Genomic DNA, 12,769 nt, shown 5'->3' on the forward strand with positions numbered 1-12,769 from the left:
CCGAGTTCCCGGGCGACCTCGGTGACATTCCGGCCCGACGACCGGACCAGTGCCACCGCGTCCCGCTTGAACTCCGACGTGTACCGCTTACTCATATTGCTCTTGCCACTCAACCTGGACTACTTCCTCCGGGACCGATCCGTCCCAGTATCAGGCTGTCCACTTCAGCGGGGGAACTTCATGCTGCCCCCGCTCATCCCAGTCATGGGCACCGCGGGACCCGCCTCGCCGACGGGATCGAGAAGGAAGTCCACCATCCCGTTGGCTATGTGCTGCAGTTTGGCCACATCGGTTACGGCATCCGGCCGTCCTCACGTCGGCGCGGGCTCGCCACCTGGGCGCTGGGCCGGATACTCGACGAGGCGCGGACGCTCGGCCTGGACCGGGTACTGATCGTCTGCGAAACCGACAACCTTGCCTCGGTGAAGATGATCGAGCACCAGGGCGGCATCCTCGATGACGTCCGGGACTCCGAACACGGCCCCGTGCGGCGGTGCTGGATCAAAATCTAGTTCGTGATCTTGCTGGTGGAGCACCGATATTACTTCCCGCCGCAGTGTGACCGTGCAGGTCAGCCAGCACAGGCCGCGTTCTGGCACGGCACGCTCCAGATGAGGCGCGCAGTATGACCCGGCCCGTCTGCCGGGTAACCGGACCGGGGCCAAATGTCGCTTATGTCACATATTGCGCGGGTGGCCGGTCATAACTGGAAAGCTCGCAAAAAAAGCGACGGTGATCGGAGTACTCATGGCCACCACGGAACATCGGTTCTCGATGGTTCTCGTGATCGACACGGAGGGTCGGTATTCGCGCCGTCACGCCCGGCACCGACCGGCGGTGTGAGCGGCACAGCTCTTCGCCGTAGCCGTCACAGCCTCCGGCTGCTGACGGCTGCGGCCCGCATGTCCTGGTCGTGCCGCGCTGCGGGCGGTCATGCCCACCTCGTGTCGGAACGGGTGTCGATCGCCGCATCGGCGAGGTGACGAGACCAGGCCCCCTCGTTGTCCGGTCCCGGGCCCATGGGAACGGACAGCCAAGAACAAGCGAAAGGTGACGGCGATGTTCTCCAACTGTCAAAACCAGCTTGTGTCCCCGTCCCAAAGCCACGGCAGTCCCCGAAATCGACCGAACACGTCCTTGGGTATCAGGCCGTTCGGTATCCGCGTCACGCGTATGCGCGGCGGTCACGTCGTCATTGCCGTGACGGGCGCTGTGGACTGGGCTACTGCCGACGCGCTGCGAGCTACCGCTCTGAGGGAAATCGCGGCGGGCGCCGGAAGATTGGTACTGGACTTTTCATTCATGTCCTTCTGGGACTCCAGTGGCATAGGCGCTGTCGCGGCTGCATACCGCAGCGCGACCCACATCGGTGCCTCAGTCGCCCTTGCAGGTCTCTCACCGACGTTGGAAAAAAGGTATCGACTGACCGGGATGGACAGAGTGGTCCCGCTCCACCGTGACGTGTGCGCGGCGCTTGCGCCATAGAACAGTTCGCGGCGCACCGGCCGGCGACTCGACGCAGGATCCGTTCCGGACGGCACCCCGCCGGTGCTGACGGACAACCGCGAGTTGGGTGTGCGTGACGTCCTTGCCACGGCTGCGGCGGCGAAGGAGGCGCCAGGTCGCGTAGAGATGCAGGATCTTCCGTCCTGCGGTGGCCGCCTGGGACGTGACGAGATCCTTCACATGTCGTCCGAGACGGACCATCTGCGCGTCCCGCTGCGTCAGGGCTCCGGTGGCCGCAAGGACGCTGAGGATGTCCTCGACGACCTTGCCTTCCGGCGGTTCGTCCAAGGCCTTGCGCATCAGGGGCTGGCGGCCGGAGGCGAGGTCGAATGGGACGGTGCAGACGATGCCGCCGGAGAGCCGGCGCATCACCGGCAGCGGCGACTCCCCGTAACCACGCCCGGCCTGCTCAACCAGGACCGCTGGTACCTGCTGGACGACATCGGTACTTCTACGGCCCCGACGTCTCGGTCGCCCCCGTCACTACTCCCGGGACCTCCACCACGACCTCGGTCTGGTTCCCGGCCGGCCGGTAGACCGACTACTTCACCGACAGGACGGGAACCAGACCGAGGTAGAGATACTGGGCACATGGGTAGAACTGCTGAGGTCATCGTGCTGGCCAACGGCGCCGAGGAATAGATGATCGCTGTGAAAACCGCCTCGTGATCGATGTTCGCGATCCCGTCCAACGCCCCCCATGCACGTCTCAACGACCAACAACCATGTAGGACAAGGTCCAAGTTCCGTGTCCGTCACAGATTCAGTTGGACCAGTCCCGGGTGGACAGGACCAAGCGATAGCCATCCGGGTCCTCAAGCGTCACGCCCCAGGTATCCCAGTACGGATTGTGGGCAGGCACCCGCTTTCCGCCGTGCTGTTCGAGGCGGTCCACCAGGTGAACCGCCACCGGTTCGCCGAGGTAGACCACCAGCAGGTCGTCAGGGGTCGGCTGGGGCTCCATCGGAGCTGCAGGGTCATTGACGAGTTCGAGGTGCCAACCAGCCTCCCGCCAGCCGACCATCAGCAGCGAATGGTGGCCGGGCGTGCCGTCCGCCGCATGCTGATACAGGATGTCCAGACCGAGACCCGAAACTCAGAACCGTTCCGCCGCACCAAGATCACGTGATGGACGGGCAATGCGCACATGAGCCATGGCGTTGGCAGGCATGGTGTTACCCCCTGATGCAAGGGCCAGCCACACACCGGCCGCTCGTGAGCCTAACGAGCAAGGGATCATGCGGGCATCGGGCGTTGGTCCTAGGTATGGACCTTGCGTTCCCAAGCATTGTCGATTGATCGGAGCCGGGCGGTGGGGCTCGTGTACGGCGACAGCATGCGCACGAATCGGACTGGATGTGGCTGAGTGGGGCACGTAGCGTCAGCTTTGCGCGGCAGCTGGGCTGAATGGCCGGTGCCCGTACCGGATCAGATCACGGGCCCAGGATGGATTGTCACGTATGGATCTTCTCCCTTTCGCCACCGCTCACGCCGCCGTGATCGCGGGCTGGCCGGCTACTCCCGCGGAAGTCGTCATGTGGTGCGGGCGGCAGGAGTTCCCCGTGCCTGCACAGACGATTTCCGCGTGGCAGCAGGATGACGACGTTCGGGCTCATGTGCTAGGTGAGGGCGAGACGCTCGTCGGTTACGGGGAATTGTGGTTCGACGCCGAGGAGGAAGAGGTCGAGCTGGCTCGGATCATCGTGGCACCCAAGGCCCGCGGGAAGGGGCTGGGCCGCGTGCTCGTACGGGGCCTGCTCGCGCAAGCTCGCCAGTCGGGCTTTGCCGATGTCTTCATGCGCGTGTACCCGGACAACGAGAAGGCTCTGAGGTGCTATCTGGGGGCCGGGTTCGTGCCGGTCGATCCCGGCCTTGCCGAGAACTGGAATTCCGCTCAGCCGGTCAATTATGTCTGGCTTCGGCACGATGCCGAGGGTTCGGGCGATTGAACTACCACGGCATCCCCCGCGTGCGTTCCCGCTCGGCGGGGCTCAGCGCGGACAGCTCGGCCTCCCCGGGTTCGGCAGTGGCCCCGCCCCCGGGCAGCAGGTTCAGATGCACCCCGACCACCCGCTCCGGCCGCAGCCGGCCCAGCTCCCGCGAGATCGCGGCCCCCAGTCACCGCCCTGGACCCCATACGTCTCGTACATCCGCCGCCGCGGCGCGATGCGCGCAAATCTGCCGCCAACCCGCAGGAGGAGGTCTTCAAGTTCCTTCGTCCACAGTCCAGTTCCAGGCTCCTCGACCCCGAGAAACGTTGCTGGAGTGCTAGAGGCGCGGCGCCCCGGTCACCGACATCACCAGCGAGTACAGGGAGGTGGTGGCCGTGATGAACAGGCGGTTGTTCTTCGGGCCGCCGAAGGCGATGTTGGAGACGGGCTCGGGCACGCGCAGCCGGCCGATGAGGGTGCCGTCGGGGTCGTAGCAGTGGATGCCGTCGTCCAGGGCGGCGGCCCAGAGGCGACCCTCGTCGTCGAAGCGGATGTTGTCGAAGCGGAAGTCGCCCCGGCCCTCGGCGAAGACCTTCCCGTCGGAGAGCGTGCCGTCCTCGCGGATGTCGAACATGTGGATCCGGGCGTTCCGCGAGTCGGAGACGTACAACCGCTTCTCGTCGGCGGACAGGATGACGCCGTTGGGTCCCGCGAACCCATCGGCGGCGAGGTGAACGTCCCCCGTCGCGGGGCCGATCCGGTACACGTTGCACTCTCCGATCTCGGACTCGGCGCGATGGCCCTCGTAGTCGCTGGTGATGCCGAAGTCCGGGTCGGAGAACCAGATCGTGCCGTCGGAGCGTACGACGGAGTCGTTCGGGCTGTTGAGCCGCTTACCGGCGTACTGGTCGGCGAGGACGGTCACGGTCCCGTCGGGCTCGGTGCGGGTGACGCGGCGGTTGCCCTGCTCGCAGGTCACCAGGCGGCCCTGCCGGTCGAGGGTGTTGCCGTTGCTGTGGCCGGCCGGGGTGCGGAAGACGCCGACCGTACCCGTGGCCTCGTCCCAGCGCAGGATGCGGTCGTTCGGGATGTCGCTCCAGATCAGCTGGCGCCAGGCGGGGAGGTACAGCGGGCCCTCGGCCCAGCGGCAGCCGTCGTGCAGGACCTCCAGCCTGCTGTCGCCGTTCGTACAGCGTCCGGTGCGGAAGCGGTCGTCCAGGATCTCGTACAGGCCGTCGGCGGACATGGCGTCCTCTCAGAAGGATTGACCAGGATGAAATTCAAGCTAACACGTATACAACCGAACCAGATATGGTCTTTACATGAAGCCAGTGGATGACATCGACCGACAGCTGATATCGCTGCTCCAGCGGGATGCCACCCAGCCGTACGCCGCACTGGGCAAGGCGGTCGGCCTGTCGGCGGGTGCCGCGCACGAGCGCGTGCGCAAGTTGCGCGAACAGGGGGTCATCCGGGCCACGACGATCGACGTCGACCCCGCGGCGCTCGACCGCGGGGTCCTCGCCTTCGTGCTGGTCAACTCGACGGCTTGGATGGGCGACCGGGCCGAGGACTTTGCCGCCGTGCCGGAGATCCAGGAGGCGCACGTCATCGCGGGCAGCGCGGCCGTCCTGGTGAAGGTGCGCACCGCGACCACCGAGCGGCTCCAGGACGTGTTGCGCCGCCTGTACGCGATCGACGGGGTCAGCGGGACGCAGGCAACAGTGGTTCTAGAGACCTTCTTCGAACGGCCGCTGGACGCCGGTTGAGAGGTCATCTCATGTGGTTGGCTGAGTAGGCTGTTGGTTGTGGTGGGGATCGTTGAGCTGCTGGTGCCGGATGAGCTGTGGGAGTTGTTTCAGCGGGTCGTGCCGGAGGCGCCCTCGCGGCCCCAGGGTGGTGGACGGCGCCGGCTGGGGGACCTGACGGGTCCGAATCCTGTCGACCGGGTCACGTAAGGGTAGAAGATCTATTTGAGCACCGAGCGGGCCGACCTGCCCCTCTCCGTCGGAATCTCGAGGGGGCGAACCTGCACGACAGCCAGGCCTTGATCCCCCTCGCGCAAGGGAAACCGCGCCCGGTCACCTGGTGCTCCCCGCCCGCGTCGCAGTTTCTGGCCACCATGGTGTCAGGCAGCTTCCGTCAAGACGTCCTTGGGCTCATCGGGGGTTTGGCGCACCGCCGTCCGTCTGTTGGCCATCACCAGCATCGTGCCCAGCGCCAGGCTCAGCGCGGGCAGTACGGGGAACCGGCCGTCGTGCGCGAAGCCCCGCATGGCGAAGGAGGTCAGAGCGGCAACGCTTGTCGCCAGGCCCAGCCACAGCGGCCAGGGGCGGTGCAAGTCGACGTCCGGGCGGACTCGCTCGTACAGAAGCGCCTGCCAGCGCTCCAGCGGCCGCAGCGCCGGCAGCACACCGGCCAGGACGACGCCGAGAACCAGCAGCCACGGTACTCGGAGCCCCCACCATGCCGCGGACCCGAACGCGGGCTCGGGCGCGATCCCGGTCAGATAGAACGCCGCGGCGACGACCAGCACCGGTAGCATGTGCCACAGGTACAGCGTCATGCTGGCACCACCCACATGGCGCACCGCCCACATGGCGCACCGCCCACCACACGCTCGCGGTCCAGCAGCCGCCGTACTCTCGGCGCGGCGAGCAGACACAGGCCGACCTGGGCCACCGCCCACGCCAGCATGGCCGCCGGCGGCGGATCGGTGTCATGGTTGTGCGCGCCGATGCGTCTGAGCCCGTCCTCACCGCGCTCCGCTGTGACCGCCATCCGCTGCTGATCACCCCGAACGGGGGCCGTCAGATGCGACGACCCCCGTTGCTCCTGCCCGGCGGGTCCGGGGCATGCTGGTCCCGGACGGACGGCGGGACCGCGCTGCTATCCGGCGTAGGTCTCGTACTCGGCGACCTTCGGCGTGCCGGTCGAGCTGGTGATCTCGAAGGTGATCTTGTTCAGCGAGGTCCGGGGGAAGGTGATGACGCCCGCCCCGCTGCCGGAGGTCAGGACGGCGCCGGTGTCGCCGTTGATGACCCTCCAGGATCCGATGCTGCCCGCGGAGCCTGACGCCTCCCGGATATTGATCATGGACACCGCGGTGGCGGAGTCCCACTTGATCGAGATGGAGCCGGTCGAGCCGGCCGGCGACCAGTAGGTGCTCATGTCGCCGTCCCGCACGTTGCCGAAACTCGTCCCGCTGGCCTTGCCGGAGCCGTCGGAGCCGGCTCCGATGCTGAGGTTCGTCCCGCTGGGCTGGGTCGGTTCCGGCGTGGGGGTGGTGGGGTCAGGCGTGGGGGTGGTCGGCGTCGTCGGCGAGCAGTTGCCGTTCGACACCTGCAGCCCCTTGTTGGCGCCTGCCGTCTGGGTCACGATGCTCGGCACGCAACTGCCCGCATCGGGACTGTAGGAGTAAGGGATGCTGACAGTGGTGTTGGACTGGGGGTTGGGCCCGGCAGGGTTGTTCTCACTACCGGGGCTGGACCAGGTCACGTTGTCGAAAGTGTTGCCGCTGACCTGCCAGTAGCCGGCCGCGTCGGTGTAGAAGGTGCCCAGGACGTCCTTGGAGTCCTTGAAGTAGTTGTTGTCCACCTTCGCGCGAGCCCCGGCCCGGGAGTTGATGCCGGACTCGTTGAGCTTCACGTAGTAGTTGTTGTAGATGTGGGCTATGCCGCCACGCAGCAAGGGGGTGCGGGAGTCGATGTTTTCGTACAGGTTGTGGTGGTACGTGATGAAGCCGTTCGAGAGCTCGGTCTCACTGGACCCGACGAGGCCACCGCGGCCGGAGTTGCGCAGGATGCTGTAGGACAGGGTCACGTACTGGGTGTTGTCCTTCATGTCGAAGAGGCCGTCGAACCCTTCCGACTCCCCACCCGACGCCTCAAGGGTGGTGTGATCGACCCAGACGTTGCGGACGTCGCTCTCCATGCCGATGGCGTCACCACCGTTGGACGTGGGCGAGCCGGACTTCTTGACGTTCCGGACGGTCACGTTCTGGATGATGATGTTGCTGGACTCGCGAATGTGGATGCCCAGCTGGTCGAAGACGGCTCCGCTGCCGATGCCGATGAGCGTGACGTTGCTGATCTGCTTGAGCTCGATCACGCCGTCGGCGGTGTTGCAGCTGTCGCCCGACACCTTGCTGGTGTTGCCGTGGTTGATGGCCCCCTCGACCTCGATGGTGATCGGGGTGCTGCTGCCGGCCCGGCCGCACAGGGCCGCATGGATCGCGGTCCCCGTGGTGGCCCGCACCGTCTGCCCGCCCGCACCGCCGGTGGTCCCACCGTTTTGGGTCGCGTAACCGGTGGCGCTGCCGGTCGCCGCCGACGCCTCGGGCATCGACAGAACCACACCGGTCGCGGCCGCAACGGCCATCGTGGCCAGCGCCGCATAGAGTCGCAGTACGACTGGTCGTCTCATCCTCGCCTCACCTTTTCGTCTTCGAATGCTGGGTGCTGCTGCTACATGCCGTAGTCGTTTCAGCGGCCGTAAAAGGTTGCCGACCTGCCGCTGGGCAGGTTGCTGGTCAGCCCAGATGCGAGTGCTCTTGTGGTGAAGGCCGCCCCCGACCCCGGGAGTTGATTCCCGTATGCGAACCGAGTTCGTGTATGTGAACAGCGGTGACGGTACGTCACCCGCCTTAGCCAGTCAAGAAGTTGAGACGAACGATCAGCCGGCCGGGTGCTCCGGAGCGGCGGTGGAGTCCCTGACGACCAGGGACGTCGCCAGCATGGTCTGGGCCGTGGCCGGCCCGCCGGACGTCTCCAGATTCTGGATCAGCAGATCGACGGCCGTGTGCCCCGCCGCCGCGGTGGGCATGGCGACGGTGGTGAGCCGAGGGCGGTTCAGCCTGCCGGCGACGGTGTCGTCCACGCCGATCACGCTGATGTCCCGCGGCACCCGTACGTTCCGGTCGTCGAGCCCCTCGATGAGCCCGATGGCGACCAGGTCGTTGTAGGCGATCACCCCGGTGACGCCCGTCTCCAGGACAGCGGGCGTCGCCGCGATGCCGCCGTGCTCCGTCGGCGAATTGGGGCCGAGGACCTCCAGCCGGACCCCACGCTCAGCGGCGGCCTTCCCGGCGGCCCGTCGCATCTGCGCGCTGGTCCACGAGCCGCGGGGACCGCAGACCAGGGCCAGATGCTCGTGGCCCAGTCCGGCCAGGTGCTCCACCGCGAGGACCGCACCGTTCGCCACGTCCATGAGTACGGCGGAGAGCCCCGCCACGGAACGGTTGACCAGGACGAAAGGCAGTTCCCCGCCCAGCCGGCCTATGACGTCGTTGGCCAGCCGGGGGCTGACCAGGATCACACCGTCCACCTGGCGGGCCAAGGTCTGGATCAGCTCCTCCTCAGCTCGTACGTCCTCGTCGGTGTCAGCGACGAAGACCTGGTAGCCGCGGCCCCGTGCGTAGGCCTGGGCGGCCTTGATGAGCGGCGGGAAGAAGGGGTTGGCGATATCGGAGACGATCAGTCCCAGATTTCGCGTGCGGCCCGTGGTCAGGGCGCGTGCAGTCTCGTTGGGCTGATAGCCCAGTTCCGCGGCGATGGCGAGCACTCGCTCACGGGTTTCCCGCTTCACCAGATGGGAGGCGGAAAAGGCCCGGGAGACGGTCGAGACATGAACCCCGGCGGCCTCCGCGACGTCACGGATGGTCATGGCCACGTGTGTTTCCCTTGCCCGCCGTACGCACCGTCGGCCAACCCCTGCCCGAACCCCGGCCGACTCTTCTTTAGGGTGCACACACTAACCCGCGCCGACGACGACGCCTTCTTGCAATCGGTTGCACAAATGCGCAGCAGTCAAGGGGCGGAGGCGACCACTCCGACTCCCGCACCTACTTCCACGGGCGCCATGGCCGCGGCCAGGATCTATGCCTTGTAGCACCGGAAGTCCTCTCCAACAAGGGGGTGATGGGGTGTACGAAGCGTGGGGGCACCTCGCTCCTCCGGCATGCGGCCCACAGACACTGAAATGCAACCGATTGCATTTGGAGCTGGCCTCAGAGTGGCGGCGAGTCCTGAGCATGTCAATGCGTCGGTCAAATCCGGTTCTGTGTAGCGTCCTTGTTTTGCCGACAACGCCGGCCATGACCGCCGGCGGACCAGTCCCGCGGCGGCCGTACGCCGCGCCTGACACCCTGAAAGGGAGGGCAGGCTGGGCGGCCGGGCCCCCTGCAAAGCGTCCATCGTGTCGGCGCTGGCCCAGACGGTCCCCGAGGGGCCGGGGCGGTGGTTCGAGCCGAAGTTCTGGACGCTGTTTCGCGCTCTCCGTTGTCGACCGATAACCTCGCACCGCTCGACATGGACCTCACGAGCAGACCCGACGCTGGTGATCCGGCGCGACATCCGCTGCTATCCGGCGGCACTCCATGTGATCGCCGGGGGCACCACCCGCGCGCACAGCGGGGCGCCGCACGCGTCGGTCAGGCCGAGGCGACCGACCAGCAGACCCGCTTGCGTGGCCATGGCGAGGACCTCGGCGGGTACGGCGTCGAGCATGAGCTTGGCGCGACGGAACATCGTGAAGGCACCCGCTTCATCAACTGTGCCCCATGACAGGTAGATGAACCGGCCGCCCGGGCGACCCTGCACATGGGGGCCTTTCACATCGATGCCGGTGGGCGAGGCGGTCGTGGTGCACTCCAGGGTCCAGGTCGCCGACGCGGCGTCACCGGGGCGGGGGGCGAGGAATTCGCCCGGGCGGTCGCGGCGTTGCACGGCGACGTGGATGTTGCGGTACGCCGCGCTGTCGTCGGCTGGTGCCCCGGGCGGGCAGGTGAGGCCGGGCAGGTCTACGGCGTCGATGCGGATGCGCATGGTGGCCATCATCCCTGTGCTGGCAGGCGCTGAGTCCGCACGGCCAAGTCCGTCGAGGCTCCGGCTTGCTCCGATGCTGCCGGCAGGGAGCCCAAGACAGAGCGGCCCGGGGCCTCGGCGCGGGTCCGGTCGATGGTCTTGCCGGTGCAGTCGGGGTGCTGTTGGCCCAACTCCATGCAGTGCGGCGGCTGGTGAAGCAGTTCAGGGCGCCGCAGGCGATATCGGTGGCGAGCCGGTGCAGGCCTTGTCCGGGCGATCCCTGGGCACACTGGCTGACATGCCTCTCTCGCTGCATCACATCGTCATCGACGCCCATGACCTGCCCGCCCTGGCCCGGTTCTGGGCCGAGGTGCTGGGCTGGCGGATCCTGTTCGAACGCGAGCGCGAGGTCGTGATCGGGCCGGACGAGACCGCGCCGGTGGGCATCTGCTTCATGCCGGTGACGGACCGTAAGATCGTCAAGAACCGTCTGCACCTCGATCTGACGTCCGCCGCGGAGGACCGGGAGGCCGAGATCGAGCGCATCCTCGCGCTCGGCGCCCGTCGGGCGAACGTCGGGCAGAGCGGCAGCGAGTCGTGGGCCGTGCTGGCCGATCCGGAGGGGAACGAGTTCTGCGTGGTCCGCCCGAAGGAGACCCTCATCGGCTAGGGCTATTCCCTCCGATCAATTCGGCGGTGAAGAACGGTGAGGCCTTCCCTTCTGGGGGCTCGGCGGTGGTTCGGGGCTTGCACGGGGGTCTCTCGCTCGTCCGACGACCCAGCCGCAGGAAGTGTGAGGCGACGTGCCGGCCATCATACCGCGGCATCCGCGCGAGTGCGGCGGCCGGCCAGCACCTGGCCCAGCTGAAGGGCACTCAGGCCGAACATCAGGATGCCCAAGGGGACGTGCAGAGTCACCACATGCGCGATGCCCAGGACCACCTGCACCGACGCGAGGACCAGGAACCCGGCCGAGTACAGGATGGGCATGGGCGAGCCGCCGCCCGGCCGCCACACCAGGATTGCGGTGAGCACGTACAACATCGCCGCGGCGTACATCCCGCGCGCCCCGGCACTGTGCAGCGCCTCTCCGTGCGGCGAGGACAACAACAGTCCGGCGGTGACCGCCTGGAAGAAGATGGCCGCGGTCTGCAAGGCGATCGCGGCTCGCAGGAACATCAAGAACATGAGGCTGCGCTGCTGCGTCGTCGTCCGCATGGGCATGGTGAGCCCTTCCCTTCTGTTTCTCAACTCTGCTTCAAGACAGTGGTTCCTCGTGGCTTGCGCCCCGACGTTCCACCAGTCCGACGACGCAGCCACCGGGAATGTGAGACGGTGCACCGGCCTCACATTTCGCTGCGGTGTCTCGCCGAAACATGGTGAGGGCAGTCCCGAACAAGTGGAGTCGTCGAGACCATGACCACCCGATCCGAGCCCGAGCCCGGACACGGCCGACCCGATCCGAGCCTGAGCGCGATCATGCGCGAGCGCCGGCAGCTGATCAATCTCGCCTACCGGCTCCTCGGCTCCCTGGCCGAGGCCGAGGATGCCGTACAGGAGACCTACACCCGCTGGTACGCCATGTCCCGGCAGCGGCAGGAGGCCATCGAGTCCCCCGGCGCCTGGCTGACGAAGGTGGCCAGTCGCATCTGCCTCGACCTGCTCGGCTCGGCGCGGGCGCGGCGCGAGAGCTACGTGGGCGAGTGGATCCCGGAGCCGCTGCCCGACCGTACGGAGTGGATGAACGGCCGGCCTGGTGACAGCAGGGGTGACCCGGCCGACCGGGTCACCCTGGACGAATCCGTCGACATGGCCTTTCTCGTCGTGCTCGAATCGATGACCCCGGCCGAACGGGTCGCGTTCATCCTGCACGACGTCTTCCGGTACCCCTTCACCGAAGTGGCCGCGATCGTCGGCCGCACGCCGGCAGCGTGCCGGCAACTGGCGTCGTCCGCCCGCCGTCGTATCCGTGCGGCACGGACTCCCGTGGCTCCGACAACCCGACAGGCCGGCGTCATCAGGGACTTCAAACAGGCATGGGAGGCCAAAGACATCGCCGCCCTCGTCGGCCTGCTCGACCCCGACGCCACGATGACCGCCGATGGCGGCGGCCGGGTCGGTGCGGTGCTCCGCCCGGTCGCAGGCGGCGAGCGCATTGCCCGCTACATCATCGAGATCGGCAGCAGGGCACCCGGCCTGACGCTCCTGGAGCGTTCGGTCAACGGCCGGCCCGGTCTGGTGGCCCAGCACGGCGGCGTCACCGTGACGGTGGCCGCGTTCGGCCTCGCAGACGACCGGATCACGCACATCTGGGCGGTGCGCAACCCCGAGAAGCTCCGGCCGTGGACCGTGTAGCACGGCCCTGGGGCGGGGCCCGACCGAGCAGCCACACCCGAACCCACGATCACCGTGATCGATACGACAACGGCTTCTGAGCTTGGCGTTTATCCTCGCAGGTCACCCGACCTGCTGATCTGCGGTTCTTCCCGGGACAACAGGGGCGGCCGTTCTCCACGCTTCGAGATGTCG

The 12,769-nt window shown here is 67.3% G+C and carries 15 protein-coding genes and 3 pseudogenes; 7 read left to right on the forward strand and 11 right to left on the reverse strand.

Features of this window, described 5'->3' with window-relative positions; genetic code table 11:
* Positions 1-95, reverse strand: a 95-nt coding sequence (locus ABZV38_RS36980) for a transposase (protein ID WP_356332921.1), incomplete at its 3' end; no start/stop codon positions are given.
* A gap of 174 nt (positions 96-269) precedes the next feature.
* On the opposite strand from ABZV38_RS36980, the gene ABZV38_RS36985 reads away from it, so the two are divergent.
* Entirely contained in the window at positions 270-512 is a 243-nt protein-coding gene (locus ABZV38_RS36985) for a GNAT family N-acetyltransferase (protein WP_356332900.1), read from the forward strand.
* Between the two features lie 661 nt (positions 513-1,173).
* Positions 1,174-1,485, forward strand: a complete 312-nt coding sequence (locus ABZV38_RS36990; RefSeq protein WP_356332923.1) for an STAS domain-containing protein — start codon at positions 1,174-1,176, stop codon at positions 1,483-1,485.
* On the opposite strand, the gene ABZV38_RS36995 is transcribed toward ABZV38_RS36990, so the two are convergent.
* Both ABZV38_RS36995 and ABZV38_RS37000 read right to left on the reverse strand, forming a co-directional pair.
* Entirely contained in the window at positions 1,396-1,875 is a 480-nt protein-coding gene (locus ABZV38_RS36995) for a hypothetical protein (RefSeq protein ID WP_356332927.1), read from the reverse strand. The two genes, ABZV38_RS36990 and ABZV38_RS36995, sit on opposite strands and share 90 nt — an antisense overlap.
* 394 nt (positions 1,876-2,269) lie before the next feature.
* Positions 2,270-2,677, reverse strand: a pseudogene (locus ABZV38_RS37000) (VOC family protein).
* Positions 2,678-2,966: 289 nt separating this feature from the next.
* On the opposite strand from ABZV38_RS37000, the gene ABZV38_RS37005 reads away from it, so the two are divergent.
* Positions 2,967-3,455: a GNAT family N-acetyltransferase gene (locus tag ABZV38_RS37005; RefSeq protein WP_356332903.1), complete on the forward strand. Its 489-nt coding sequence runs from the start codon at positions 2,967-2,969 to the stop codon at positions 3,453-3,455.
* Between the two features lie 19 nt (positions 3,456-3,474).
* Here the strand turns inward: ABZV38_RS37005 and ABZV38_RS37010 are convergent.
* Positions 3,475-3,653 (reverse strand): annotated as a pseudogene (locus ABZV38_RS37010) (epoxide hydrolase); the annotation flags it as partial.
* 121 nt (positions 3,654-3,774) lie between these two features.
* Positions 3,775-4,683, reverse strand: coding sequence for an SMP-30/gluconolactonase/LRE family protein (locus ABZV38_RS37015; RefSeq protein ID WP_356332905.1), 909 nt, complete (start codon positions 4,681-4,683; stop codon positions 3,775-3,777).
* An 85-nt stretch (positions 4,684-4,768) separates the two neighbouring features.
* Between ABZV38_RS37015 and ABZV38_RS37020 the strand changes: the two genes are divergently transcribed.
* Positions 4,769-5,206 carry an Lrp/AsnC family transcriptional regulator gene (locus ABZV38_RS37020; RefSeq protein ID WP_356332925.1) on the forward strand — a complete coding sequence of 146 codons (438 nt, stop codon included), beginning with the start codon at positions 4,769-4,771 and terminating at the stop codon, positions 5,204-5,206.
* Between the two features lie 33 nt (positions 5,207-5,239).
* Positions 5,240-5,511, forward strand: a pseudogene (locus ABZV38_RS37025) (hypothetical protein); the annotation flags it as partial.
* A gap of 54 nt (positions 5,512-5,565) precedes the next feature.
* Here ABZV38_RS37025 and ABZV38_RS37030 read toward each other — a convergent pair.
* The 5 genes from ABZV38_RS37030 to ABZV38_RS37050 all read right to left on the reverse strand — a co-directional run bounded on the left by ABZV38_RS37030 (position 5,566) and on the right by ABZV38_RS37050 (position 10,261).
* Positions 5,566-6,003, reverse strand: a complete 438-nt coding sequence (locus ABZV38_RS37030; RefSeq protein WP_356332929.1) for a hypothetical protein — start codon at positions 6,001-6,003, stop codon at positions 5,566-5,568.
* On the reverse strand, positions 6,000-6,218 hold the full coding sequence (locus ABZV38_RS37035) for a hypothetical protein (protein ID WP_356332907.1): 219 nt from the start codon (positions 6,216-6,218) through the stop codon (positions 6,000-6,002). The genes ABZV38_RS37030 and ABZV38_RS37035 overlap by 4 nt, the downstream gene beginning before the upstream one ends.
* A gap of 108 nt (positions 6,219-6,326) precedes the next feature.
* Positions 6,327-7,862, reverse strand: a complete 1,536-nt coding sequence (locus ABZV38_RS37040; RefSeq protein ID WP_356332908.1) for a pectate lyase — start codon at positions 7,860-7,862, stop codon at positions 6,327-6,329.
* A 249-nt stretch (positions 7,863-8,111) separates the two neighbouring features.
* Positions 8,112-9,101, reverse strand: coding sequence for a LacI family DNA-binding transcriptional regulator (locus tag ABZV38_RS37045; protein WP_356332910.1), 990 nt, complete (start codon positions 9,099-9,101; stop codon positions 8,112-8,114).
* A 695-nt stretch (positions 9,102-9,796) separates the two neighbouring features.
* Positions 9,797-10,261: a DUF5990 family protein gene (locus tag ABZV38_RS37050; protein WP_356332912.1), complete on the reverse strand. Its 465-nt coding sequence runs from the start codon at positions 10,259-10,261 to the stop codon at positions 9,797-9,799.
* Between the two features lie 277 nt (positions 10,262-10,538).
* On the opposite strand from ABZV38_RS37050, the gene ABZV38_RS37055 reads away from it, so the two are divergent.
* Positions 10,539-10,910: a VOC family protein gene (locus tag ABZV38_RS37055; RefSeq protein ID WP_356332914.1), complete on the forward strand. Its 372-nt coding sequence runs from the start codon at positions 10,539-10,541 to the stop codon at positions 10,908-10,910.
* Positions 10,911-11,053: 143 nt separating this feature from the next.
* On the opposite strand, the gene ABZV38_RS37060 is transcribed toward ABZV38_RS37055, so the two are convergent.
* Positions 11,054-11,464, reverse strand: coding sequence for a hypothetical protein (locus tag ABZV38_RS37060; protein WP_356332917.1), 411 nt, complete (start codon positions 11,462-11,464; stop codon positions 11,054-11,056).
* A gap of 192 nt (positions 11,465-11,656) precedes the next feature.
* Between ABZV38_RS37060 and sigJ the strand changes: the two genes are divergently transcribed.
* The gene (sigJ, locus tag ABZV38_RS37065) at positions 11,657-12,595 is read left to right on the forward strand and encodes an RNA polymerase sigma factor SigJ (protein WP_356332919.1); all 939 of its coding nucleotides are present in this window, start codon (positions 11,657-11,659) and stop codon (positions 12,593-12,595) included.
* The last annotated feature ends 174 nt before the right edge of the window (positions 12,596-12,769 follow it).

It is taken from the genome of Streptomyces sp. NPDC005181 (assembly GCF_040608395.1).
GTDB lineage: Bacteria > Actinomycetota > Actinomycetes > Streptomycetales > Streptomycetaceae > Streptomyces.